Origin of the sequence: Pseudomonas sp. Kh14 (assembly GCF_900291005.1) — a bacterium.
GTDB lineage: Bacteria > Pseudomonadota > Gammaproteobacteria > Pseudomonadales > Pseudomonadaceae > Aquipseudomonas > Aquipseudomonas alloputida.
In genome coordinates this window covers 26,797-52,333 of sequence record NZ_OLKJ01000036.1, presented here as the reverse complement: position 1 = coordinate 52,333, position 25,537 = coordinate 26,797, and the positions used below count along the sequence as shown (strand labels likewise).

22 protein-coding genes are annotated in these 25,537 nt (G+C 62.0%); all 22 read left to right on the top strand.

From position 1 onward, the window contains the following. Window positions 1-75 precede the first annotated feature (75 nt). The 22 genes from FQ668_RS20855 to flhB all read left to right on the top strand — a co-directional run bounded on the left by FQ668_RS20855 (window position 76) and on the right by flhB (window position 25,353). A complete protein-coding gene (locus tag FQ668_RS20855; protein WP_080590252.1) occupies window positions 76-5,184 on the top strand; it encodes a glycosyltransferase in 5,109 nt (1,702 codons plus the stop codon). Window positions 5,185-5,606: 422 nt separating this feature from the next. After that, complete coding sequence (locus FQ668_RS20845) at window positions 5,607-6,926, top strand: IS110 family transposase (RefSeq protein WP_014590147.1); 1,320 nt, start codon at window positions 5,607-5,609, stop codon at window positions 6,924-6,926. A 156-nt stretch (window positions 6,927-7,082) separates the two neighbouring features. Next, window positions 7,083-8,300, top strand: coding sequence for a PAS domain-containing sensor histidine kinase (locus tag FQ668_RS20840; RefSeq protein ID WP_019438388.1), 1,218 nt, complete (start codon window positions 7,083-7,085; stop codon window positions 8,298-8,300). Further along, on the top strand, window positions 8,300-9,655 hold the full coding sequence (locus tag FQ668_RS20835; protein WP_019438389.1) for a sigma-54 dependent transcriptional regulator: 1,356 nt from the start codon (window positions 8,300-8,302) through the stop codon (window positions 9,653-9,655). Before FQ668_RS20840 ends, FQ668_RS20835 begins: the two co-directional genes overlap by 1 nt. Before the next feature lie 262 nt (window positions 9,656-9,917). Further along, a complete protein-coding gene (fliE, locus tag FQ668_RS20830) occupies window positions 9,918-10,250 on the top strand; it encodes a flagellar hook-basal body complex protein FliE (protein ID WP_003254438.1) in 333 nt (110 codons plus the stop codon). Between the two features lie 15 nt (window positions 10,251-10,265). After that, window positions 10,266-12,044 carry a flagellar basal-body MS-ring/collar protein FliF gene (gene fliF, locus FQ668_RS20825; protein ID WP_014590150.1) on the top strand — a complete coding sequence of 593 codons (1,779 nt, stop codon included), beginning with the start codon at window positions 10,266-10,268 and terminating at the stop codon, window positions 12,042-12,044. Continuing rightward, the gene (fliG, locus tag FQ668_RS20820) at window positions 12,037-13,056 is read left to right on the top strand and encodes a flagellar motor switch protein FliG (RefSeq protein ID WP_003254434.1); all 1,020 of its coding nucleotides are present in this window, start codon (window positions 12,037-12,039) and stop codon (window positions 13,054-13,056) included. Before fliF ends, fliG begins: the two co-directional genes overlap by 8 nt. Window positions 13,057-13,218: 162 nt before the next feature. Continuing rightward, window positions 13,219-14,010, top strand: coding sequence for a flagellar assembly protein FliH (fliH, locus tag FQ668_RS20815; RefSeq protein WP_014590151.1), 792 nt, complete (start codon window positions 13,219-13,221; stop codon window positions 14,008-14,010). Further along, window positions 14,000-15,355: a flagellar protein export ATPase FliI gene (gene fliI / locus FQ668_RS20810; RefSeq protein ID WP_014590152.1), complete on the top strand. Its 1,356-nt coding sequence runs from the start codon at window positions 14,000-14,002 to the stop codon at window positions 15,353-15,355. The genes fliH and fliI overlap by 11 nt, the downstream gene beginning before the upstream one ends. Window positions 15,356-15,361: 6 nt before the next feature. Continuing rightward, window positions 15,362-15,814: a flagellar export protein FliJ gene (fliJ, locus tag FQ668_RS20805; RefSeq protein ID WP_003254427.1), complete on the top strand. Its 453-nt coding sequence runs from the start codon at window positions 15,362-15,364 to the stop codon at window positions 15,812-15,814. Window positions 15,815-15,986: 172 nt separating this feature from the next. After that, window positions 15,987-16,292 carry an STAS domain-containing protein gene (locus FQ668_RS20800; RefSeq protein WP_003254426.1) on the top strand — a complete coding sequence of 102 codons (306 nt, stop codon included), beginning with the start codon at window positions 15,987-15,989 and terminating at the stop codon, window positions 16,290-16,292. Between the two features lie 8 nt (window positions 16,293-16,300). Next, window positions 16,301-17,992 carry a fused response regulator/phosphatase gene (locus tag FQ668_RS20795; RefSeq protein ID WP_144180631.1) on the top strand — a complete coding sequence of 564 codons (1,692 nt, stop codon included), beginning with the start codon at window positions 16,301-16,303 and terminating at the stop codon, window positions 17,990-17,992. A 48-nt stretch (window positions 17,993-18,040) separates the two neighbouring features. Then, a complete protein-coding gene (locus FQ668_RS20790; RefSeq protein WP_004577674.1) occupies window positions 18,041-18,388 on the top strand; it encodes an Hpt domain-containing protein in 348 nt (115 codons plus the stop codon). A 71-nt stretch (window positions 18,389-18,459) separates the two neighbouring features. Next, window positions 18,460-19,725: a flagellar hook-length control protein FliK gene (locus FQ668_RS20785; protein ID WP_076402700.1), complete on the top strand. Its 1,266-nt coding sequence runs from the start codon at window positions 18,460-18,462 to the stop codon at window positions 19,723-19,725. Window positions 19,726-19,943: 218 nt separating this feature from the next. Continuing rightward, window positions 19,944-20,441, top strand: coding sequence for a flagellar basal body-associated protein FliL (gene fliL, locus FQ668_RS20780; protein ID WP_010955083.1), 498 nt, complete (start codon window positions 19,944-19,946; stop codon window positions 20,439-20,441). Between the two features lie 9 nt (window positions 20,442-20,450). Beyond that, window positions 20,451-21,419: a flagellar motor switch protein FliM gene (fliM, locus tag FQ668_RS20775; RefSeq protein ID WP_003254418.1), complete on the top strand. Its 969-nt coding sequence runs from the start codon at window positions 20,451-20,453 to the stop codon at window positions 21,417-21,419. A gap of 47 nt (window positions 21,420-21,466) precedes the next feature. Beyond that, window positions 21,467-21,931, top strand: coding sequence for a flagellar motor switch protein FliN (gene fliN, locus FQ668_RS20770; RefSeq protein ID WP_003254417.1), 465 nt, complete (start codon window positions 21,467-21,469; stop codon window positions 21,929-21,931). Between the two features lie 12 nt (window positions 21,932-21,943). Beyond that, window positions 21,944-22,378, top strand: coding sequence for a flagellar biosynthetic protein FliO (fliO, locus tag FQ668_RS20765; RefSeq protein WP_010955081.1), 435 nt, complete (start codon window positions 21,944-21,946; stop codon window positions 22,376-22,378). Beyond that, on the top strand, window positions 22,378-23,133 hold the full coding sequence (fliP, locus tag FQ668_RS20760) for a flagellar type III secretion system pore protein FliP (RefSeq protein WP_003254415.1): 756 nt from the start codon (window positions 22,378-22,380) through the stop codon (window positions 23,131-23,133). Before fliO ends, fliP begins: the two co-directional genes overlap by 1 nt. A 21-nt stretch (window positions 23,134-23,154) precedes the next feature. Further along, on the top strand, window positions 23,155-23,424 hold the full coding sequence (gene fliQ, locus FQ668_RS20755; protein WP_014590156.1) for a flagellar biosynthesis protein FliQ: 270 nt from the start codon (window positions 23,155-23,157) through the stop codon (window positions 23,422-23,424). A gap of 7 nt (window positions 23,425-23,431) precedes the next feature. Continuing rightward, window positions 23,432-24,208 carry a flagellar biosynthetic protein FliR gene (gene fliR / locus FQ668_RS20750; RefSeq protein WP_014590157.1) on the top strand — a complete coding sequence of 259 codons (777 nt, stop codon included), beginning with the start codon at window positions 23,432-23,434 and terminating at the stop codon, window positions 24,206-24,208. A gap of 2 nt (window positions 24,209-24,210) precedes the next feature. Then, window positions 24,211-25,353 carry a flagellar biosynthesis protein FlhB gene (gene flhB, locus FQ668_RS20745; protein WP_014590158.1) on the top strand — a complete coding sequence of 381 codons (1,143 nt, stop codon included), beginning with the start codon at window positions 24,211-24,213 and terminating at the stop codon, window positions 25,351-25,353. Window positions 25,354-25,537: the final 184 nt, after the last annotated feature.

Sequence of the window (25,537 nt, the reverse complement as noted above, 5' to 3'; positions counted from 1 at the left end):
AGGCCGTGACAGAGGGGATGCGTGATGGATTGGGCCTCAATTGCAGGCGGTAGTTGCCAGGGGAAGCCTTGGCGAGTGGGTATCGCCGGGGTTCAGCTAGGGCAGGAGCAGAAGGCTTTTCTTTTAAGCGATGAGCAATGGGAGAAGCTGCATGCTCTATTTCCTCTTGGCCCACTGCAGACCTACGGTAATGCCAACGGTCTTGTCTTCGAGCGGGTGGCTGTAGCCGACGTCGTCACTGGTCACTATGACAGTGTCCTCTTGATTGAGCAGGTTCATGCAGGCTCGCAAGTGCTGACATTCTCGTCCGATACTCGACGCTATCTGATGCAGTTGGAGAACTCTAGGGACGGCGCACAGCTACTCGAACAGTTTGATCGGGTGTTTCTACCTGCCAAAGAGGCGTTCACAGGCCAAGACCTGGTGCGGCTCAATCAGCCGCTGGAACTACCGCTTGCCGAATTGAGCCTGCGCTCTGCTTTCAGCGCAAAGGCATGTGTGCATGGCCGGGACGCTATCGAGTTGGCGGGAGCACACTTCGCTTTATGTGGCCTTGAGCCCGAGTTGTCGGGTTGGCTCTCACCTGAGTGGCAGTCTTGCCTGTTGTCTGGTGCCGTTCCTGTGCATACCGCAACCGCTTCGGTGCCAGAATGGTTTCCGCGTGACTGCTATGTAGACGGTAGTGCGTTTAGTAACAGCGAAGACTTGTTCGCTTTTCTTGATGGTATGCAGTGGGTGGAGTACGAGGCGCTGGCGAGTCGCCTGCGGTCGTTTCTCATGCAAGGCAGCGCTCGCCCGGATGAGCGTATTTACCCCTATACCGTAGACTTCTGGATCAATGCGTTGACCTCCGCCATTGCACTGGATGCAACAGCGGTGCGTGGCGCAGCGCCGTTGTTGAGCGTCGTCATTCCAGCCTATAACTATGGTCGGTATCTGGGGCAGGCAGTGCGGTCCGTGTTGAGCCAGGGTGTCGAGGAGGTTGAAGTCCTTGTTCTGGACAATGACTCGACGGACAACACGCAGTTGGTCATGGCGGAATTTTCGTCTGATACGCGGGTGCGCTATATGCGTAACCGGCGGAATTTTGGGGCAGGCAACAGCTCTCAAAATGGCTTTTGGGCAGCCAAAGGCAAATACATAATTTTGTTCATGGCCGACGATTTCATGAATCCAGGCCATGTTCAGCGCCTTCTCCCTGCGATGGAAAGCAATGCGCAGGTTGCCCTGGGTTACAGTCCGATATGTTGGGTCAGCGAGCAAGGAGAGCCCCTACCAGGGCCTCGCCACCCGGGGCATCGTGGTGCAGATTATTTTGGCGGGCGTAATGAGGTTGCGGATCTTCTGATTTACGACAGCTACATTACGCCCTCTGCAGCCATCATTCGTAGAGATGCTTTTTTCAAGGCCTGGCGGCGTGATGTCAGAATTCGAGGGTCTGGTGACTGGCAGCTTATGGTTCAGCTTGCAGAACTTTACCCTGACTTCGCGTTCAGCGCTGTGCCTGGTGTGAGCTATCGCGTACATGCTGCACAACATTCCCATGAGTTTTATGTCTCCTCCGCACCGCTGGAAGGGCACACCTGTATTCTCGAAGGCGTATTTGAGCGTGGTAACGAAGGGCGGCTGAAAGGCTATGAGCGCGAAGTTGCTGCGCACCTCAAGCGGCGGCTGGCGCTTTATCCGCAAGAGCAGGATACCGGGCTGGGCAAACGGATTCGGCAATTGTGTGGGCGTCTCGAAGCCTTGGCGCAAGACGCCGAGAGAACGCTGTTCTCCATCATATTGACCACGTTCAACCGCCCGCAATTGCTCAAGGATGCGCTGAGCAGTATTGCTCATCAGTCCTTCAAGGACTTTGACGTCATTCTGGTCAACGACAACGGCGACCCGGTCGAGTCGCTGCTGGCTGACTACGATTTCCCCATCACCTATATCCGCCAGGGCCGTAATCGCGGTCCTGCCGCGGCCCGTAATACCGCTTTGCATCTGGCCCGTGGTCGGTATGTCGTGTATCTGGACGACGACGACCTGTACCTGCCTGACCATCTTGAAACATTGGCCAAAGCGCTGGATACCCACCCCGACAGTGTGGTGTACACAGATGCAGTCTTCATTCAGGAAACGATTGCGGCTGGCAAGCGGACTGAGGTGGCGCGCGAGCAACGCTATCCTCACGAGGCTTATTCCAGGGAGCTTTTGCTGGTCAACAACTATATCCCGATCAACACGTTTGCCTGCCCACGCGCGCTTGCACTTTCCGTGGGGGACTTCGACGAGTCGCTGGCAGGCTTGGAGGATTGGGATTTCCTCATGCGCCTGAGCGCGCGAAGCGCTTTCCATCATGTTCGCTGCGAGACGGTGGAAGTCCGTATGCGCCTGGATGACAGTGCGCCTGCACGACGCTCCGAGCAGGCACTGAAAGATTACCCCGCGCTTTATCGCGAGTTGTATGCGCGCCATAGCGACGTTGGCAGCGAAGAAGTAAGCCGCGGGCGTCAGCAAATGCTGGAGCATCTGGGTGGCAAGCCCAAGGCGTTGACACTGCAAACCTGGCTGGCCGAGCGCGTTCCGGATGCGATGCAGAGCCGCTTGATCGCACAGCGTCTGCAGGCCCATCAGGGCGGCCCTGTGATCGGCATTATCGTGGTGGACGCTGACGGGCACGCAGAGGGGTTGAAAGCTTCTCTGCAAAGCCTGAGTAGCGATCACTGCCTTTATTCCACTTTGAAAATTGTGGTGTTGACGCCGGGCGAGGCCCCCGCGACTTCAGCGCAGGACGAGCTGCATTTCATGCGTTTGACCGATGCCAGCTTGAGCGATCAGCTGAACCTGGCTGTTCAGGCGGGTGAGTTCGACTGGTTCATGCTGGTAGAGGCGGGGAGTGAGTTCACTGCAAGCGGCTTGCTGATCGCCGCGCTTGACCTGCTAGCGGCGCCGGGCTGTCGGGCCGTTTATGGTGATGAGGGTTTGCGTTCCGATGGGTCAGAAATGGGCGCTGCGCTGCGCCCTGATCTCAACCTTGATCTACTGCTCAGTTTGCCAGCAAGCATGTCACGTCACTGGCTGTTCAACCGTCAGGTGTGGCTGGATATGGGGGGCTTTCACCAGGAGGCGGGGCAGGCGTTCGAGCTGGATTACATTCTGCGCCTGATCGAGTCTGCCGGTTTCGAGGGGCTGGGGCACATCAGCGAGCCGTTGTTGATCTGTGATGTCCCTTCGTTGCGCGACTGCCCAGACGAGCGCGGTGTCATTCAGCGCCATTTGCATGCACGCGGTTTTGCCCAGGCGCGGGTCGAGTCTCGTCTGCCCGGGCGTTATGATCTGGACTATGGCGCCCCCGGCGACGCACCGGTCAGCATCCTGATCCTGCTCCAGGGCAGCGGCACCGAGCGGGTGCAGCGTTGCATGGAAACCATTCTGGAGAAGACGACCTATCGAAACTACGAGGTGCTGCTGCTGGCGCGTGATAATGCCGGCCAGGCAGTAAACGGCTGGCTCGACAACGTTGCCCGGCTTGGCACCGATGCCATTCGTTGCCTGCGATTCCCCGCCACCATGGCGCCAGTGCAAATGCGCAACCAGGCCGCCGGGCAGGCCCGTGGTGATTTCCTATTGTGGCTGGACGAAGGCGCTGCGGTGCTCGACAACGATTGGTTGCAGCAGATGCTCAACCACGGCATGCGCCAAGAAGTCGGCGTGGTGGGGTGCAAACTGGTGGCGGGGGACGCTACCATCAGTCATGCCGGTTTCGTGCTCGGCCTGAATGGCCCTGTTGGCGAAGCTTTTGCCGGTCAGCCGATGGACGCGTCCGGCTATCTGCAGCGCCTGCAAGTGGACCAGAACTATGTCGCAGTGAGCGGCAAGTGCCTGCTGGTGAACAAAAGCCTGTTCCTAGAGGCGGGCGGTTTCGACGAGGCCCCCGAGTTGCAGCGCTGGACGGATGTTGATCTGTGCCTGCGCCTGCACCGTGGCGGCTACCTGAACGTGTGGACGCCGCGTGTTCAGTTGCTGCTAAGTGAGGATGCTGTAACGCCGGCCACCACCGCAGAAGAAGATGCCTTGTATGACCGCTGGCTGCCTGTACTGGCACGCGACCCGCTCCACAACCCGAACTTCTCGCTGTCTTCCAACAATGGCCTCGGCCTGGCGCCCTCCGGTCTGAGCTGGCGACCGTTGTCGTCCTGGAAACCGCTGCCGACTGTCCTCGCCCATGCGGCGGACAGAGGGGGGTGTGGCAACTACCGGGTCATCCAGCCGCTGGATACGCTCAACCGCGAGGGGCTGGCCGAGGGGGTGGTGGCGTGGAATTATCTGGCGCCTGCCGAACTTGAGCGTTATCAGCCGGACAGCATCATCCTGCAGCGCCAGGTTGGCGATGAGCAGATTGAGCATATACGCCGGATGCATGCGTTTTCGCGGGCCTTCAAGGTCTTCGAGCTGGACGACTACCTGCCCAACCTGCCACTCAAGAGCGTGCACAGGACGCACATGCCCAAGGACATTCTGCGGTCCATACGTCGTGGTCTGTCCTATGTGGACCGCTTTGTCGTCTCCACGCAGCCGCTGGCCGAAGCCTTCGCCGGCGTGCATGGCGATATCCGCGTGGTACCCAACACGCTGGATACCCGCTACTGGAGCGACCTCAAGGCCCTGCGCCGGCAGTCGCGCAAACCGCGCGTCGGCTGGGCGGGTGGGGCGAGCCATACGGGCGACCTTGAAGTGATCGCGGACGTGGTCAAGGAATTGGCCAACGAGGTGGAGTGGGTGTTCTTCGGCATGTGCCCAGACAAGCTGCGGCCTTATGCCCATGAGTTCCACGAGGGTGTTTCGATTGAACAATACCCGCGGGTTCTGGCCAGCATGAACCTAGACCTGGCCCTGGCGCCCGTCGAGCAGAACCTGTTCAACGAGTGCAAGAGCAACTTGCGTTTGCTGGAGTACGGCGCCTGTGGTTTCCCGGTAATCGCCAGCGACCTGCGTTGCTACCAGGGCTATAGCGATTTGCCGGTCACACTGGTGAAGAACCGTTTCCGAGGCTGGGTAGATGCCATTCGCATGCACATCTCTGATCTGGATGCCACGGCGAAGGCGGGCGATGCACTGCGCAATGCAGTGCTGGGCGGCTGGATGCTCGAAGGCGACAACCTGAGCAACTGGCGCAAGGCCTGGCTGCCGGACTGATACATTGTCGTAGGCCTGGACCGGCCTCTTCGCGGGCTTGCCCGCTCCCACAGGGCCAGCGTAGGAGTCAAGCCCAGCGCTGTACCTGTGGGAGATCACCCAGCCCTTCCGGGCTGCGCTGTCGCGCAGCAAACATGAGGTGTACGGCTTTAGATCCGCAGCGACGCTGACATTTTGATAAAGAAAAGGCGGTTGGCCCGGTAGGGCCAGCCGCCTTTTGCTTTGTTACGGTTCCTGTGCGCGGGACAGAGATCGTAGCCAGCACTGATGTGTGTCCGCACACCCGCGTGGGAGAGCGATCCGCACGGTATCGGCGTGAAGTCCCCGTAGGCATCAGCTGATTCAGCTGTGACCACGTATGAGAGAGTGAACCCTTTCGCCACCGTGTGTCCCGCGCGCCCTTTATCCTGCGAGGATTCATCATGGCGCGCAAGCCTTCCAAGCAACGCTTTACCGTCGTTCATCCCGATTGCGCGGCGATCGATGTCGGTGGTCGAGAGCATTTCGTGGCGGTCGATCCCCGGCACGAAAATCCCGTCCAGTCGTTCACTGACGACCTGCTCAAGATGGCTAACTGGCTTGAAAACCTGGGGATCAAGGTCGTTGCCATGGAATCCACGGGGGTTTATTGGATTCCAATTTACGAGATTCTCAGCGAGCGCGGTTTTGAGGTTTATCTCGTCAATGCCAGAGCAACTCGGCAAATCACGGGCCGTAAATCAGATGTGCTGGATTGCCAGTGGATTTGGCAGCTGATGACTCATGGACTGCTCAGAGGCGCATTCCGCCCCGATGATCTGACCTGCTGCGTCCGGTCATTGGTCAGGCAGCGTGCTTCCAAAGTGAAAGACCAGGCGCAGACGCTGAACCGGATGCAAAAGGCCATGAGCCAAATGAACATCCAACTGGCCAATGTCATCAGTGATATTTCCGGCGTAACTGGCATGAAGATTTTGCGAGCCATCTGCGCAGGTGAGCGGGACCCAGTGCAACTGGCTGAACTGACCGACCGCCGCATCAAGGCAGGCAAGGAGGCTGTCGCTCGGAGTCTTCATGGCAATTGGCGGCGCGAGCATTTGTATGCGCTAACTCAGGAATTGTCTGCCTATGACTTCCTGGAGCAGCAAATTGCTGATTGTGACGACGCCATAAAAGCCGCGTTAGAGCAGTTGCCGGTGCTGCAAAACAAGCCAGAGCCATCCAATAAACCTTTACGGAGCCCACACCGAAACGGTGCCCAACAGACTGAATTGCATCAGACATTGTGGAAAGTTCTTGGCGTGGACCTAACCGCAATTCCAACCATTGGGGTGGACACTGCATTAGTGCTGGCAGGGGAGATCGGTACAGATCTATCACGCTTCCCGTCCTCACAGCACTTCTGCTCTTGGTTGGGACTGGCTCCCCCTACCCGAATTTCCGGCGGTCATCGACTGGCAGGTGGCGGGCCCAAAATAGTCAATCGAGCAGCTCAAGCACTCAAGCAGGCCGCATCCAATGCCCGTAACGACAAGGGTTTCATTGGTGTATCGCACCGAGCCAGACTGACTCGAATGGATACCAGCTGCGCCATCAAGGCCACTGCACATCAGTTGGCACGTCTGGTGTACAACCTGTTAACCAAGAAGCAGGCTTATGTTGAACAAGGTCTTGAGGAGTTCGAAACCAGAAGCCAAGACCGGCAGGTCCGGGCTTTGCTTCGCAAAGCCCGGAAACTGGGGTATCGGCTGGTGGCCGCTTGAGTGCTTAGAAAACAATGGGTTGCATTATGTTTGATGAAGCGGGTAAGCCCGCGAAGAGACCGGCACAGGTAACTCAACCCCCATCTCCGGCACGGCTATTGCTACACCGCTGGCAACACACCGTTTTTATGACGGTCAGCCACGCGAGAGAGCACGATGCCCCAGGCCGCCCACGTATCCCGAGCCCCCGATCAGCAGGGGCAAACCCTGGTCGCGCAGGACAGCGGCCAGGGTATCGCGCAAGCCTTCGCCCTGTTCAATCAGGTGTCCAGCCAGCTGAGCCAGTCCTACAGCCTGCTTGAAGCCCGGGTCAGTGAGCTCAAAGGTGAGCTGGCCGTGGTCAGCGCCCAGCGCATCGACGAACTGAGTGAAAAGGAACGCCTGGCCAACCGCCTGCAGAACCTGCTCGACTTGCTGCCCGGCGGGGTGATCGTGATCGACGGCCAGGGCCTGGTGCGCGAAGCCAATCCGGCTGCCTGCGAGTTGCTCGGCGAGCCTCTGATCGGCCAATTGTGGCGCCAGGTGATCACCCGTAGCTTTGCTCCGCGCAAGGACGACGGCCATGAAGTCTCGCTGCGCGACGGTCGCCGCCTGTCGATCGCCACCCGCTCGCTGGATGCCGAGCCTGGCCAATTGGTGCTGCTCAACGACCTGACTGAAACCCGTCGCCTCCAGGACCAGCTGGCTCGCCACGAGCGCCTGTCGTCGTTGGGGCGCATGGTTGCCTCGCTGGCCCACCAGATCCGCACACCGCTGTCGGCAGCCATGCTGTATGCCGGCCACCTGGCCGATAGCGAGCAAGCGCTGAGCGCGGAAACCCGCCTGCGCTTCGCCGCGACCCTGAAGGAGCGCCTTCACGAGCTGGAACATCAGGTGCGCGACATGCTGGTGTTTGCCCGTGGCGAGTTGCCGCTGGGGGATCGGGTGACCCCGAAAGCGCTATTCCAGGCCCTGCAACAGGCGGCCCAGGCACATGTGCAGGGGCACGCCGTGCGCTGGCAGTGCGACAGTCATCTGGGTGAGTTGCTGTGCAACCGCGACACCCTGGTCGGCGCCTTGCTCAACCTGATTGAAAATGCCCTGCAGGCCAGCGATGGCCCGGCACGGCTGAAGGTGCACCTGTACCGCCGCGAACGTAGCTTGCACCTGTGCGTCAGCGATGCCGGCAGCGGTATCGATGCAGGCTTGCTCGGCCGTTTGGGCGAGCCGTTCCTTACCACCAAGGCCACTGGTACCGGCCTGGGCCTGGCCGTGGTCAAGGCGGTGGTGCGTGCGCATCAGGGCACGATCAACCTGCGCTCGAAAGTCGGCCGTGGTACCTGCGTGCGGGTAGAGCTGCCGTTGATCGACGGGCAATTGGCGGAGGGGGTGTAATGGCAATCAAGGTGCTGCTGGTCGAGGATGACCGCGTATTGCGCCAGGCGCTGGGCGATACCCTGGAAATCGGCGGTTTCGCCTATCAGGCAGTGGGCAGTGCCGAAGAAGCGCTGGAGGCCGTACTCGAAGACGCGTTCAGCCTGGTGGTCAGTGACGTCAACATGCCCGGTATGGACGGGCACCAGTTGCTGAGCCAGCTGCGCCGCCAGCAGCCACAGTTGCCGGTGCTGTTGATGACGGCGCATGCCGCCGTCGAGCGTGCGGTCGAGGCCATGCGTCAAGGCGCCGCCGACTACCTGGTCAAACCGTTCGAGCCCAAGGCGCTGCTCAGCCTCGTGGAGCGACATGCTGCCGGGCGTGTGAGCGGCGAAGAAGGGCCGGTGGCCTGCGAGCCGGCCAGCCGCCAGTTGCTGGAGCTGGCTGCCCGTGTGGCGCGCAGTGACTCGACCGTGCTGATTTCCGGCGAGTCCGGTACTGGCAAGGAAGTGCTGGCGCGCTACATTCACCAGCAGTCCCCGCGTGCGGCGCAGCCCTTCGTGGCGATCAACTGCGCGGCGATCCCCGACAACATGCTCGAGGCCACCCTCTTTGGCCACGAGAAGGGTGCCTTCACCGGTGCTGTCGCGGCTCAGGCAGGCAAGTTCGAGCAGGCCGAAGGCGGCACCCTGCTGCTCGACGAAATCTCGGAAATGCCCATGGCCTTGCAGGCCAAGCTGCTGCGTGTGCTGCAGGAGCGCGAGGTGGAGCGGGTAGGCGGGCGCAAGCCGATCAGCCTGGACATTCGGGTGCTGGCCACCACCAACCGCGACCTGGCCGGCGAGGTGGCGGCCGGGCGCTTCCGCGAAGACCTGTACTACCGCCTGTCGGTGTTCCCGCTGGCCTGGCGCCCGCTGCGTGAGCGGCCGGGCGATATCCTGCAGTTGGCCGAGCGCCTGCTGGCGCGCCATGTGGCCAAGATGAAGCATGCCCCGGTGCGCCTCTCGCCAGCGGCTCGGGCCTGCCTGCAAGCCTATGCCTGGCCGGGCAACGTGCGCGAACTGGACAACGCCCTGCAGCGGGCGTTGATTTTGCAGCAGGGTGGCGTGATCGAGGCGGCGGATTTTTGTCTGGCAGGCGCCATTCCATTGTCGGCTGGCACCGAGCCATCTCTCGAGGTGGTTGCTGATGCCGGCGGCCTGGGGGATGACATGCGTCGCCATGAGTACCAGATGATCATCGACACCCTGCGCGCCGAGCGCGGCCGCCGCAAAGAGGCGGCCGAACGCCTGGGGATCAGTCCGCGGACGTTGCGCTACAAGCTGGCGCAGATGCGGGATGCCGGGTTTGACGTCGAGGCCAGCCTGTTCGGCTGATTGGCCAATCATCTGCAACTGGCGCGGACCTCTGGGGAGCGGCCTTGTGTCGCGAATGGGGCGCGAAGCGGCCCCAGGTCTTCAGCTCCGCCGCAAAGATCGCCGGGGCCGCTTTGCGGCCCATTCGCGACGCAAGGCCGCTCCCACAGGAATTGTGTGATCCCAGGGAAATTAGTCGCGAAGGCTGGCACCTTTGTTGCTTTAGGTAGGTCATTCGCCGCATGACTGTCAAAAAAATGCGGCCGCAGGAGAGAGAAGGGTCATGAGCCAAGGTGTTGAATTCAATCGTCTGATGTTGGACATGCGGGCCATGCAGGCCGATGCCATGTCGTTGCCCAAGGTCACTGCCGCCCCCGAGCTGGCGCCAGGGCAAAGCACCTTCGCCGACATGCTCGGCCAGGCCATCGGCAAGGTGCATGAGACGCAGCAGGCCTCGACCCAACTGGCCAACGCGTTCGAAATCGGCAAGAGCGGCGTCGACCTGACTGACGTGATGATCGCTTCGCAAAAGGCCAGCGTGTCGATGCAAGCCATGACCCAGGTACGCAACAAGCTGGTCCAGGCGTACCAGGACATCATGCAGATGCCGGTTTGAGGACGGATGTAACCCATGGCTGAAGCAGTCGTCGAAAACGCCCCCGCCAAAGCTGGCTCGCCAGCGGCCAAGCCGCCGCTGTTTGGCATGGCGTTTCTGGAAAACATCTCGCAGATGCCCATGCTGCGCCAGATCGGCCTCATGGTCGGCCTGGCGGCCAGCGTGGCCATCGGCTTTGCCGTGGTGCTGTGGTCGCAACAACCCGATTACCGTCCGTTGTACGGCAGCCTGTCGGGCATGGACACCAAGCAGGTCATGGACACCCTGGCTGCTGCTGACATCCCCTATAACGTGGAGCCCAACTCGGGTGCCCTGCTGGTCAAGGCCGACGACCTCTCCCGTGCGCGCCTGAAACTGGCAGCCGCCGGCGTGGCGCCGAGCGACGGCAATGTCGGCTTCGAACTGCTCGACAAGGAGCAGGGCCTGGGCACCAGCCAGTTCATGGAAACCACCCGCTACCGCCGCAGCCTGGAAGGCGAACTGGCACGTACCGTTTCCAGCCTCAACAACGTCAAGGCCGCGCGCGTGCACCTGGCCATCCCGAAAAGTTCGGTGTTCGTGCGTGATGAACGCAAGCCCAGCGCCTCGGTACTGGTCGAGCTGTACCCAGGCCGGGCACTGGAAGCCGGGCAGGTGATGGCCATCGTCAACCTGGTCGCCACCAGCGTGCCGGAACTGGACAAATCCCAGGTCACCGTCGTCGACCAGAAGGGCAACCTGCTGTCCGAGCAGATTCAGGATTCCGCGCTGACCCAGGCCGGCAAGCAGTTCGACTACAGCCGCCGGGTGGAAAGCATGCTCACCCAGCGTGTGCACAACATTCTGCAGCCGGTGTTGGGCAACGACCGCTACAAGGCCGAAGTGTCCGCCGACCTCGACTTCAGCGCGGTCGAGTCCACCTCCGAACAGTTCAACCCCGACCAGCCGGCGTTGCGCAGCGAGCAGTCGGTCGACGAACAACGTGCCAGCAGCCAAGGCCCGCAAGGCGTGCCTGGCGCGCTGAGCAACCAGCCACCCGGTGCCGCTTCGGCACCGCAGACAACTGGTGGCGCGGCTACCCCGGCTGCCGCCATTCAGCCTGGCCAGCCGCTGGTGGATGCCAACGGCCAGCAGATCATGGACCCGGCCACCGGTCAGCCGATGCTCGCGCCGTACCCGTCAGACAAACGTCAGCAAAGCACCAAGAACTTCGAGCTGGACCGTTCCATCAGTCACACTCGCCAGCAGCAGGGGCGCATGACCCGCCTGTCGGTAGCGGTGGTGGTGGACGACCAGGTCAAGATCGACCCGGCCACTGGCGATACCACGCGGGCACCGTGGGGTGCCGAGGACCTGGCGCGCTTTACCCGCCTGGTGCAGGACGCAGTCGGCTTCGATGCCAGCCGTGGCGACAGCGTGACGGTAATCAACGTGCCGTTCGCCGCCGACCGTGGCGAGGAAATCGCCGATATCGCTTTCTACCAGCAGCCCTGGTTCTGGGATATCGTCAAGCAGGTGCTGGGTGTGGTGTTCATCCTGGTGCTGGTGTTCGGCGTGCTTCGGCCAGTGCTGAACAACATTACCGGGGGCGGCAAGCAGGCTGCCCCGGACAGCGACATGGAGCTGGGCGGCATGATGGGTCTGGACGGCGAACTGGCCAACGACCGCGTCAGCCTGGGTGGCCCGACAAGCATTCTGCTGCCTAGCCCGAGCGAGGGTTACGAGGCACAGCTCAACGCAATCAAAGGCCTGGTGGCCGAAGACCCGGGCCGTGTGGCTCAGGTCGTGAAAGACTGGATCAACGCCGATGAGTGATAACCGAGCCGTTACCGCCAAGCTGAGCCGCGTCGACAAGGCGGCGATCCTTCTGCTCTCGCTGGGCGAGACCGATGCGGCCCAAGTGCTGCGGCACATGGGCCCGAAGGAAGTGCAGCGGGTAGGTGTGGCCATGGCGCAGATGGGCAATGTGCACCGTGACCAGGTCGAACAGGTGATGAGCGAGTTCGTCGACATCGTCGGCGACCAGACCAGCCTGGGCGTCGGTTCTGATGCGTACATCCGCAAGATGCTCAACCAGGCCCTGGGCGAGGACAAGGCCAACGGCCTGGTCGACCGCATCCTGCTCGGCGGCAATACCAGCGGCCTGGACAGCCTCAAGTGGATGGAACCGCGTGCCGTGGCCGACGTGATCCGCTACGAGCACCCGCAGATCCAGGCCATCGTGGTGGCCTATCTCGACCCTGACCAGGCCGGTGAAGTGCTGAGCAACTTCGACCACAAGGTGCGCCTGGACATCGTCTTGCGCGTGTCATCGCTGAACACCGTGCAACCCGCGGCGCTGAAGGAGCTGAACCAGATTCTCGAGAAGCAGTTCTCGGGCAACTCCAACGCCGCGCGCACCACCCTGGGTGGCATCAAGCGGGCGGCGGACATCATGAACTTCCTCGACAGTTCGGTGGAGGGCGCACTGATGGACGCGATCCGCGAAATCGACAGCGACCTGTCGGAGCAGATCGAAGACCTGATGTTCGTCTTCAACAACCTGGCCGACGTCGACGACCGGGGCATCCAGGCGCTGTTGCGCGAAGTGTCCTCCGACGTGTTGGTGGTGTCGCTCAAGGGCGCCGACGAGCGGGTCAAGGACAAGATTTTCAAGAACATGTCCAAACGTGCTTCGGAGCTGCTGCGCGACGATCTGGAGGCCAAAGGGCCGGTACGGGTCAGCGACGTGGAAACCGCGCAAAAAGAAATCCTCACCATTGCCCGGCGTATGGCCGAGGCCGGCGAAATCGTCCTCGGCGGCAAGGGCGCCGAGGAAATGATCTAAGGTATTCGCGATCCCATAGCCGACGTCGCCTTTTGTAGGGGCGGGTTTACCCGCGAAGGCGTCGGTCCTGGCAATCGAGGTTGTCGCTGCCGACGCATTCGCGGGTGAACCCGCTCCTACAAGGGGCCGTGTCGGCCGAACATGGTTTGAGAACATGACAGCATGTCCACTAAAGAACACCACCCCAGCGACTTGATCCGCGCCCGCGACCTTGAGGGCGTGGACGTGTGGGCGCTGCCCAGCTTCGACCCGGAACCGGAGCCCGAACCGGAGCCTGAGCCTGAGCCCGAGGTCATCGAGGAAGTCGAGGAAGTGCCGCTGGAAGAAGTCCAGCCGCTGACCCTGGAAGAGCTCGAAGCCATCCGTCAGGAGGCCTACAACGAGGGTTTCGCCACCGGTGAGCGCGAGGGCTTCCACAGCACCCAGCTCAAGGTCCGGCAGGAGGCCGAAGAGGCCCTGAAAACCAAGCTCGACAGCCTCGAACGGCTGATGGCCAACCTGATGGAGCCTATCGCCGAGCAAGACACGCAGATCGAGAAAAGCCTGGTGCACCTGATCGCGCACATGAGCCGCCAGGTGATTGGTCGCGAACTACGCAACGATTCCAGTCAGATCACTCAGGTGCTGCGCGAAGCGCTCAAGCTGCTGCCCATGGGCGCGGACAATATCCGCATCCACCTCAACCCGCAGGATTTCGAGCTGGCCAAGGCCCTGCGCGAACGCCATGAGGAGAACTGGCGGCTGCTGGAAGACAGCGCGCTGCTGCCGGGTGGTTGCCGCATCGAGACGGCCCACAGCCGTATCGATGCCACCATGGAAACGCGTATCGAAAAAGCGGTGGCGCAGCTGTTCGACCAGTTGCACGATCATTCCCTGCACCCGGCGGCGCCAGACATGTCGATAGACCTGGATGCGCCGGTCGAGCGTACCGTGGACCGCCCAGATGCGCCTTGAACGCACCAGCTTCGGCAAGCGCCTGGGCACTTACGCTGAGGCCATCGAGCTGCCGGCCCAGCCCATCGTCGAAGGCCGCTTGCTGCGTATGGTCGGCCTCACCCTGGAAGCCGAAGGCCTGCGCGCAGCAGTGGGCAGCCGCTGCCTGGTGATCAACGATGACAGTTATCACCCGGTGCAGGTCGAGGCCGAAGTCATGGGCTTTTCCGGGCCCAAGGTGTTTCTGATGCCGGTGGGCAGCATCGTCGGCATCGCTCCGGGGGCCCGGGTAGTGCCGCTGGATGACGGCGGCCGTTTGCCCATGGGCATGAGCATGCTGGGCCGGGTGCTCGACGGCGCCGGCCGTGCGCTGGATGGCAAGGGCGGGATGAAGGCCGAGGACTGGGTGCCGATGGACGGCCCGGTGATCAACCCGCTCAACCGCGACCCTATCAGCAAGCCGTTGGATGTGGGCATTCGCAGTATCAATGGCCTGCTTACCGTCGGCCGTGGCCAGCGGTTAGGCCTGTTCGCCGGTACCGGGGTGGGTAAATCGGTATTGCTGGGCATGATGACCCGTTTCACCGAGGCCGAAATCATCGTGGTCGGCCTGATCGGTGAGCGGGGGCGCGAGGTAAAGGAGTTCATCGAGCACATCCTCGGTGAGGAGGGCCTCAAGCGCTCGGTGGTGGTGGCTTCGCCGGCCGACGATGCGCCGCTGATGCGCCTGCGCGCCGCCATGTATTGCACACGCATTGCCGAGTATTTCCGCGACAAAGGCAAGAATGTGCTGTTGCTGATGGACTCGTTGACCCGTTTCGCCCAGGCCCAGCGGGAAATTGCCCTGGCCATCGGCGAGCCGCCGGCCACCCGGGGTTATCCGCCCTCGGTGTTCGCCAAGCTGCCCAAGTTGGTGGAGCGGGCAGGCAATGGCGAACCTGGCGGTGGTTCGATCACTGCGTTCTATACCGTGCTGTCTGAAGGCGACGATCAGCAAGACCCGATCGCCGACTCGGCGCGGGGCGTGCTTGACGGCCACTTTGTGCTGTCGCGTCGGCTGGCTGAGGAAGGCCATTACCCGGCCATCGACATCGAAGCGTCTATCAGCCGGGTCATGCCCCAAGTGGTTGATGCCGACCATTTGCGCCAGGCACAGAAGTTCAAGCAATTGTGGTCGCGTCTGTCGCAAAGCCGCGACCTGATCAGCGTGGGGGCTTATGTCGCCGGCGGTGATCCGGAGACCGACCTGGCCATTGCCTTGCAATCGAAGCTGGTTGAGTTTCTGCGCCAGGGCCTGCGCGAGAACGTGGGCATGGCGCAGAGCCGCGAACAGCTGGGGGCGATTTTCACGCCCCCGGCAGGTTGATAGGCCGTGGCGCTGCCCGGACGTGCCGCGCGCCTGGCGCCGGTGGTGGACATGGCCGAAGAGGCCGAGCGCAAGGCGGCTCAGCGCCTTGGCCATTTCCAGCAGCAGGTGGCCACGGCCCAGGCCAAGCTGGCCGAACTGGAGCGCTTTCGCGAGGATTACCAGCTGCAGTGGATCAACCGCGGCGGGCAAGGGGTCAATGGCAGCTGGCTGGTCAATTACCAGCGTTTTCTCGGCCAACTGGAAACGGCCATGACCCAGCAGCGCCAGAGCCTGGTCTGGCACCAGAACAACCTCAATAACGCCCGGGGTACCTGGCAGCAGGCCTATGCCCGGGTGGAGGGTTTGCGCAAGCTGGTACAGCGCTACCAGGACGAGGCCCGGCGCGCTGAAGACAAGCGCGAGCAGCGCTTGCTGGATGAGCTGTCGCAGCGCCTGCCGCGGCAAAACCATCTATAGGTGTTCGCCGCAGGCCTTGCAGCGGAATAATTGGCCCGAAACAAATGAGAGGCCTTGCCCGCGAATGCGCCGCACGGGCGCCGCAGGTACCAGGGTGAACACTTGCCTCCCCCAGCATCGCCTGCTAAACCTTAAAGCAGTTGCATCCGCCATCATCGAAGGAATCGCTAGCATGGCAGTCGAGACTGATTTTTCGCAGGATGGGAAAAAGCTGACCATCAAGATCAAAGGGCGCTTCGATTTCGGCAAGCATCAGGAGTTTCGCGACGCCTACGAACGCCAGCCCAGGCGGCCGGATTCGGTGGTCGTCGACCTGAAGGACACCACCTACCTCGACAGCTCCGCGCTTGGCATGCTGCTGTTGCTGCGCGACCACGCGGGCGGCGACGAGTCGGATGTGCGGGTAGTGCATGCCAGCTCCGACGTGCGCAAGATTCTCGCTATCTCCAATTTCGAAAAACTCTTCGATATCAGTTGAGCGCCGACATGCCGGCCGAACAGGCGTTAACCGTGCTGGTCGCCGAAGACAGTGCTGTCGATCGCCTTCTACTTGCGCAGATCGTACGCCGCCAGGGGCATCAGGTATTCACTGCGGAAAACGGCGAGCAGGCGGTAGCGCTGTACCTCGAGCGGCGCCCGCAACTGGTGCTGCTGGACGCCCTGATGCCGGTCATGGATGGCTTCGAGGCGGCGCGGCAGATCAAGGCATTGGCTGGCGAAGCGTTGGTGCCGATCATTTTCCTGACATCGCTGAATGAAGAAGAAGGCCTGGTGCGTTGCCTGGAGGCGGGGGGCGATGATTTCATGGCCAAGCCCTACAGTGCGGTGATCCTCGCTGCCAAGATTCGCGCCATGGACCGCCTGCGTCGCTTGCAGGCAACGGTACTGGAACAGCGTGACCAGATCACCCGGCATCACCATCACCTGCTTAACGAGCAGCGTGTCGCCAAGGCGGTGTTCGACAAGGTGGCCCACTCTGGTTGCCTTTCTGCGCCCAACATTCGCTACCTGCAATCGCCTTACGCGCTGTTCAATGGCGACCTGATGCTGGCGGCATTTACCCCGGCCGGCGACATGCGTGTGCTGCTTGGCGATTTCACCGGTCACGGCCTGCCGGCGGCGGTCGGCGCCATGCCGATGGCTGAGGTGTTCTACGGCATGACCGCCAAGGGCTACGGCATGGCGCAGATCCTGCGCGAGATGAATGCCAAGCTCAAGCGCATCCTGCCGGTGGACATGTTCTGCTGTGCGCTGTTGCTCAACCTCAGCATGCAGCGCGGCTCGGTGGAGGTGTGGAATGGCGGTATGCCTGATGGCTATCGCCTGTCGGTGGATGGCCAAGTGCTGTCGGCACTGAGTTCGCGGCACCTGCCGCTGGGCATTCTGGCCGCTGAGCGTTTCGATGACAGCACGGAGGTGTTGCCGCTGGCACCGGGCGAGCGCCTGTTGCTGCTGTCAGACGGTGTGATCGATACCGTCGACGACCAGGAACGTCTATTTGGCGTACAGCGCCTGCGAGCGGTGCTGGCCGACAACCGCGACCCGGTGAAGTTGTTCGATGAGCTGATGCTGGCCCTGGAGCGTTTTGGTGGGCAGCCACGCGATGACATCAGCTTGTGCGATATTCGCATGTTCACTGCCGAGGAGCGGGTGCCGGCCCCGATGATCTACTCTGATAGTGGCCGCTCCAGCCCGCTGGACTGGTCGCTGAGCTTCGAGGTGCGTGGCGAAAGCCTGAAACGCTTCAACCCTGTGCCGTACCTGGTGCAGTTGTTGCAGGAAATTCATGGCCTGCGCGCACGTACCGGCAACCTGCACAGTGTGCTTAGCGAGTTGTATTCCAATGCGCTGGAGCATGGTGTGCTGGGCCTGGACTCACAGCTCAAGCGCGATGTGCAAGGCTTTACCGACTATTACCAGGAGCGTGCCCGGCGCCTGGGCTCGCTGACCGAAGGCTTTGTAAGCATCGATTTCAAGGTTGAACCGCATGGTGGCGGTGGGCGTCTGATGATCAAGGTGCGCGACAGCGGTGCCGGCTTCGACGTGCAGCGCGTGCTTGCGCGGCCTTCGCCGGACCAGGGGCTGAGCGGCCGCGGTCTGAATCTGGTGCGGCAGTTGGCCAGTGACGCGCGCTGGAGTGAAGGCGGGCGTTGCGCGCATGTGGAGTTCGTATGGTGAGCCACGGGTTGGCTCGGGCATAATCTGGCTTGATCAAGGAGTGAACAAGTGACTGACATGCATATTGACCACAAGGTACTCAGTGACCTGCGTGAGGTCATGGAAGATGGCTACCTGCAGTTGGTTCAGACTTTTCTGGACGACTCGGAGCGACGTCTTGGGCAGTTGCACGCGGCCAAAAGCGCCGAGGAGCTTGGCGCGGCAGCTCACAGTTTCAAGGGCAGCAGCAGCAACATGGGCGCGGTGGCCTTGGCCAGCCTGTGTCAGCAGCTCGAAGAGCGCGCGCGGCGGCCCCCGTTGTACGGTATTGAAGACTTGATCAGCCGCATCGACATGGAATTCGTCGTGGTGCAGCACTTTTACCGCGGTGAGCAGCAACGTATTTCCGCAGGCTGATACGTGAGTTGGCGCGAGTCTTGCCTGTCTCTGCCTCGATGATTTTTTGTTTCTGGCGCGGAGACCGCTCGATGCCTGTCGCACCCAACCCTTTGCTGCAAGCCAATGCCATTGCCAAAACCTCGCGCTCGGCCACCGTGCAGGCGGACAAACCGCTGCAGGCGCTGGGTGACAAGGGCGATGCCTTTGGCCAGGTGATGGCCAGGCAGGGCCGCGACAAGGTTACCGGGCAGGACGACAAGGTCGCTCAGGCCAAGCCCAAGGACAAACCTGATGCGGCAGTTGGCGGCAAGAAAGACCCGGCTGGCAAAGCTGCAGTTGCCGATGACGGCAACAAGTTGCCAGAAGAGGATTCGGCCCAGGCCGATACGGGTGTGCGTGATGCCAGCCTGGTGGCCGGTCAGGTCACTGATGCCCAGCCCGGCGCACAACTGATCCAGGCGCAGGCCGAGGCGGTGGCGCCCGTGCTGCAGGCGGCCACGGCGCAAACCCAGGTTGCCGCGGTACTGCCTGAAGAGCCGTCCGCCGAGGAGGCCTTCGATCCGGATGCTGACCCCCTGGCCAACCTGCCGACCCTGCGCCTGGCGTTGGAGCACAGTGCCCAGGCCAAAGGTGGCACCTCGGCACATGCCCTTGATGCTGCCCAGGCTCAGGGCGAGGAAGGGCAGGCAGCCGTCAATACCTTGGCGAATCTGGTCGAGAATACCGATGGCGAGAGTGGCGAATCCGGTGGCAAGGCCTTTGGCGCCTTGCTTGAAGACGGCCTGAAAGACACCAAGAGCGCCAGCAGCGACACCCGCATCGATGATTTTGCCAACCGCCTGGCCAGCCTGACCCAGGCGGCCACGGCCAAGACCGCCAACGCCGTACCGGCCACTGCGAACCCGCTGCATCAGCCATTGCCGATGAACCAGAACGCTTGGGCCGAGGGCCTGGTCAACCGGGTCATGTACCTGTCCAGCCAAAACCTCAAGTCGGCTGATATCCAGCTGGAACCGGCAGAACTCGGTCGCCTCGACATTCGCGTCAATGTTGCGGCGGACCAGGCCACCCAGGTCACCTTCATCAGCGGCCACGCCGGCGTACGTGACGCCCTTGACAGCCAGGTGCACCGCCTGCGCGAACTGTTTGCCCAGCAGGGTTTGGCGCAGCCGGATGTCAACGTGGCTGACCAGTCGCGCGGGCAGCAACAGCAGCAGGGGCAGGCCCAGGGCAGCAACCTTTCCGGGGTGGCGGCGCGCCGGGCCGAGCAGGGTGCGGCCGAGGCGGTCGATAGTGCCCGGCCTTTGGAGCAGCAGGTGGTTGTCGGCGACAGTGCGGTCGATTACTACGCCTGATAACTGTTGGCCTGGGCTGGCTTCTTCGCGGGCGAGCTCGCTCCCACAGGAATTTCGTTGATTTCGAGCCCTGTGCGGTACCTGTGTGAGCGGGCGTGCCCGCGAAGAAGCCAGCACCGCAAAACCTGCTGGAATCCATCCCCTGCAAAATCTGGCATAACACTTGCTCAAGCCAAGCCATTCTCCTTTGAACCCCCGATGGACGACGGATTATTGGCATGGCGAAGAGCGAAGCAGTCAAAGACCCCGCCACTAAAGGCAAACTCAAGCTGATCCTGCTGGCTGTCGTCGGCCTGTTGCTGGCGATCGGCCTTTCGGTGGGCGCTACCTGGTTCATCATGCACAAGAGCGAGCCGGCTCCGGCCGCCGAGGCCACGGCCAGCAACGTCAAGCCAGGGGCGATCTACGAGGCGCTGACCCCGGCCTTCGTGGTCAACTTCAACCAGAACGGCCGCCAGCGCTACATGCAGCTGAGCATCACCCTGCAGGCGCGTAACCAGGCCGACCTGGATGCCCTCAAGGTGCACATGCCGGTGATCCGCAACAACCTGGTGATGATGTTCTCCGGGCAAGGGTTCGACACCCTCGCCAGCAGCCCGGTAGGGCAGGAGATGCTGCGCCAGAAGGCCACCGCAGTGGTCCAGGAAGTGGCGCAGAAGGAAGTCGGCAAGCCGGTCATCGACCAGTTGCTGTTCACCAATTTCGTATTGCAGTAGGAGTCCGCAATGGCCGTACAGGACCTGCTGTCCCAGGATGAAATCGATGCCCTGTTGCATGGTGTCGACGACGGGCTGGTGCAGACCGAGAGTGCATCCGAGCCTGGCAGTATCAAAAGCTACGACCTGACCAGTCAGGACCGTATCGTGCGGGGTCGCATGCCGACCCTGGAAATGATCAACGAGCGCTTCGCCCGCTATACCCGTATCAGCATGTTCAACCTGCTACGCCGCTCCGCAGACGTGGCCGTGGGGGGCGTGCAGGTCATGAAGTTCGGCGAATACGTGCACTCGCTGTACGTGCCGACCAGCCTCAACCTGGTCAAGATCAAGCCGTTGCGCGGCACCTCGCTGTTCATCCTTGACGCCAAGCTGGTGTTCAAGCTGGTAGACAACTTCTTTGGCGGCGATGGCCGCCACGCCAAGATCGAAGGGCGTGAGTTCACCCCGACCGAACTGCGTGTGGTGCGTATGGTGCTGGACCAGTGTTTCGTCGACCTCAAGGAAGCCTGGCAGGCGATCATGCCGGTCAGCTTCGAGTACATGAACTCCGAGGTCAACCCGGCCATGGCCAACATTGTCGGCCCCAGCGAGGCGGTGGTGGTGTCCACCTTCCACATCGAACTGGACGGCGGCGGCGGCGATCTGCACGTGACCATGCCGTACTCGATGATCGAGCCGGTGCGGGAAATGCTCGATGCCGGCTTCCAGTCGGACCTGGACGACCAGGACGAGCGCTGGGTCAAGGCCCTGCGCGAGGACGTGCTGGACGTGGCCGTGCCAATGACCGCCACGGTCGCGCGACGCCAGCTGAAGCTGCGCGACATCCTGCACATGCAGCCGGGTGACGTGATCCCGGTCGAGCTGCCCGAGCACCTGGTGCTGCGCGCTAACGGGGTGCCAGCGTTCAAGGCGCGGCTGGGCTCGCACAAGGGCAACCTGGCCCTGCAAATCATCGACCCGATCGAACGCCGCTGACGGTGTGCCGGTCGCTTACAACGAATTGAATGCCTGTCGAGGAAATCATGGCTAACGAAAACGAGATCACCTCCCCAGAGGACCAGGCACTGGCCGATGAGTGGGCCGCAGCGTTGGAAGAAACCGGTTCTGCCGGCCAGGCCGACATCGATGCGCTGCTGGGCGGGGACACCGGCAGCAGCGGCCCGGGCCGCCTGCCGATGGAAGAATTCGCCAGCTCGCCGAAGCCGAACGAAAATGTCAGCCTCGAAGGCCCGAACCTGGACGTGATCCTGGACATCCCGGTGAACATTTCCATGGAGGTGGGCAGCACCGAGATCAACATCCGCAACCTGCTGCAGCTCAACCAGGGCTCGGTGATCGAGCTCGACCGCCTGGCCGGCGAGCCGCTCGACGTGCTGGTCAACGGCACGCTGATCGCCCATGGCGAAGTGGTCGTGGTCAACGAAAAGTTCGGCATCCGCCTGACCGACGTGATCAGCCCCAGCGAACGTATCAAGAAGCTGCGCTGAGTGAAGGGCACGATGCGCGCCATCGCCGCGGCAGCGGTGCTGTTCGCCAGCCACGCCTGCCTGGCTGCGGCCACGCCAGCAGCCACCCCGGCGGCTCAACCTGGCAGTCTCGGCGGGCAGCTGGCGCAGATGGTCTTGGGCCTGCTGCTGGTGGTGGGCCTGATCTTCTTCCTGGCCTGGCTGCTGCGGCGGCTGCAGAGCACCGCAGTGAAGGGTGGGCAGGTGATCGAGATTGTCGGCAGCCGTGCCATCGGCCCGCGTGACCGCCTGCTGTTGGTGCAGGTGGGCAAGGAGCAGATCCTGATCGGCCATACCCCCGGCACCATTGAGGCCCTGCACGTACTGGCCGAACCCGTGGAAGTGCCGGCAAGCGCCCGTCAGGCGACGCCGGAGTTTGCCCAGCGGCTGATGGAGCTGATGGGCAAGGACCCTAAGGACAACAAGTGATGAGCGGCGCGCTGCGTACGTTGTTGACTCTGGCGCTGCTGCTGGCTGCGCCGCTGGCCCTGGCCGCCGACCCGCTGTCGATCCCGGCCATCACCCTGTCCAACACCCCGGACGGGCAACAGGAATATTCGGTCAGCCTGCAAATCCTGCTGATCATGACCGCGCTGAGCTTCATCCCGGCGTTCGTCATTCTGATGACCAGCTTTACCCGCATCATCATCGTGTTTTCGATTTTGCGCCAGGCGCTGGGCCTGCAGCAGACGCCGTCCAACCAGTTGCTGACTGGCATGGCGCTGTTCCTGACCATGTTCATCATGGCGCCGGTGTTCGATCGGGTGAACCAGGACGCGCTGCAGCCTTACCTGAAGGAGCAGATGACTGCCCAGCAGGCGATCGACAAGGCTCAGGGGCCGCTCAAGGACTTCATGCTGGCGCAAACCCGGCAAAGCGACCTCGACCTGTTCATGCGCTTGTCCAAGCGTACTGACATCGCCGGCCCCGACCAGGTGCCGCTGACGATCCTGGTGCCGGCGTTCGTCACTTCCGAGCTGAAGACGGCGTTCCAGATCGGTTTCATGATCTTCATCCCGTTCCTGATCATCGACATGGTCGTGGCCAGTGTGCTGATGGCCATGGGTATGATGATGCTGTCGCCGCTGATCATCTCGCTACCGTTCAAGATCATGCTGTTCGTGCTGGTCGATGGCTGGGCGTTGATCATGGGCACCCTGGCCAGCAGTTTCGGCGGCGTCTGACGCCGTCAAGGAGAGCCGCCGATGACACCTGAAGTAGCTGTCGACCTGTTTCGTGATGCCCTGTGGCTGACCACCCTCATGGTCGCCGTGCTGGTGGTGCCGAGCCTGTTGGTGGGCCTGGTGGTGGCGATGTTCCAGGCTGCCACGCAGATCAACGAACAGACCTTGAGCTTTTTGCCGCGCCTGCTGGTGATGCTGATCACGCTGATCATCGCCGGGCCGTGGCTGGTGCAGAAGTTCATGGAGTACTTCACCACCCTTTACACCAACATCCCGCAGCTCATTGGTTGATGCGGCGATGCTGGAGCTGACCGACACGCAGATTGGCACCTGGGTCGCCACCTTCATCCTGCCGTTGTTCAGGGTGACTGCGGTGCTGATGACCATGCCAATCTTCGGTACCCGCATGTTGCCGGCGCGGATTCGCCTGTACGTGGCGGTGGCGGTGACCGTGGTGATCGTGCCGGCATTGCCGCCGCTGCCCGAGTTCGACCCGTTGAGCCTGCGCGGTATGCTGCTGTGCGCCGAGCAGATCATCGTTGGTGCGCTGTTTGGCCTGGCCTTGCAGTTGCTGTTTCAGGCTTTCGTGGTTGCCGGGCAAATCGTCGCGGTACAGATGGGTATGGCGTTCGCCTCGATGGTCGACCCCGCCAACGGGGTCAACGTCACGGTAATCAGTCAGTTCATGACCATGCTGGTGAGTGTGTTGTTCCTGTTGATGAACGGCCACCTGGTGGTGTTCGAGGTACTGACCGAAAGTTTTACCACCTTGCCGGTGGGGAGTGCACTGGTGGTCAATCACTTCTGGGAGCTGGCCGGGCGCATGGGCTGGGTGTTCGGTGCCGGCCTGCTGTTGATTCTGCCGGTGATCGCTGCGCTGCTGGTGGTGAACATTGCCTTTGGCGTAATGACCCGCGCCGCGCCGCAGCTGAACATTTTCTCCATCGGCTTCCCGCTGACCTTGGTCATGGGCATGTTCATCTTCTGGGTCGGCCTGGCCGATGTCCTGTCCCACTATCAGGCATTGGCCAGCGAAACGCTGCAATGGCTGCGTGAGTTGGCGAGGGCGCGCTGAGCATGGCAGAAAGCGAGAGCGGTCAGGACAAGACAGAAGACCCCACTGAAAAGCGTAAGCGCGACGCCCGCGAGAAGGGCGAGGTCGCCCGCTCCAAGGAGCTGAACACGGTGGCTGTGACCCTGGCGGGTGCCGGTGGCCTCCTGGCGTTCGGCGGCCACGTGGCCGAGACATTGCTGGCGTTGATGCGCATGAACTTCAGTTTGACCCGCGACATCATCGTCGATGAACGGGCCATGGGTGCCTTCCTGCTGGCCTCGGGCAAGATGGCCATATGGGCGGTGCAGCCGGTGCTGATCCTGCTGTTCGTGATTTCCTTCGTGGCGCCCATCGCGCTTAGCGGCTTCCTGTTCTCGGGCAGCTTGTTGCAGCCAAAATTCAGCCGCATGAACCCGCTGTCGGGGATCAAGCGCATGTTCTCGATGCAGGCCTTGACTGAATTGCTCAAGGCGCTGGCCAAGTTCTTCGTGATTCTGGTGGTGGCGGTGGTGGTGCTCTCCGGTGACCGCCAGGCCTTGCTGTCGATTGCCAATGAGCCGCTGGAGCAGGCGATCATCCACAGCCTGCAGGTGGTGGGCTGGAGTGCCTTGTGGATGTCAGCCGGGCTGTTGCTGATTGCCGCGGCAGACGTGCCGTTCCAGCTGTACCAGACGCACAAGAAAATGAAGATGACCAAGCAGGAAGTGCGCGACGAGTACAAGGACAGCGAAGGCAAGCCCGAAGTCAAGCAACGTATTCGCCAACTGCAGCGCGAGGTGTCGCAGCGGCGCATGATGGCGGCGGTGCCGGATGCAGACGTGATCATCACCAACCCGACGCATTATGCGGTGGCTTTGCAGTACGACCCGGAGAAAGGCGGTGCGGCGCCGTTGCTGCTGGCCAAGGGTAGCGATTTCATGGCGTTGAAGATTCGTGAAATTGGCGTGGAGCACAACATCCAGATCCTCGAATCGCCGGCGCTGGCGCGGGCGATTTATTACTCCACCGAACTTGAGCAGGAAATCCCGGCGGGGCTGTACCTGGCGGTGGCCCAGGTGCTGGCGTATGTGTTCCAGATTCGCCAATACCGCGCCGGCAAGGGCAAACGCCCAGAGCCGCTGAAGGACGACCTGCCGATCCCGCCGGACCTGCGCCGCGACAGTTGACCTTGTGTCATGGCTTCTGGCCCTTTCGCGGGTAAACCCGCTCCTACACTGATCTGGGGGCACATTGGTGGGCATAGTCCGTCGTAGGAGCGGGTTTACCCGCGAATACGGTAGCGGCGGCAACATAAATCCCCCGTCGAGCAAAGTTGGAAAGCTTCTTGCAAAGCCACGCCCAGGCGCCCCC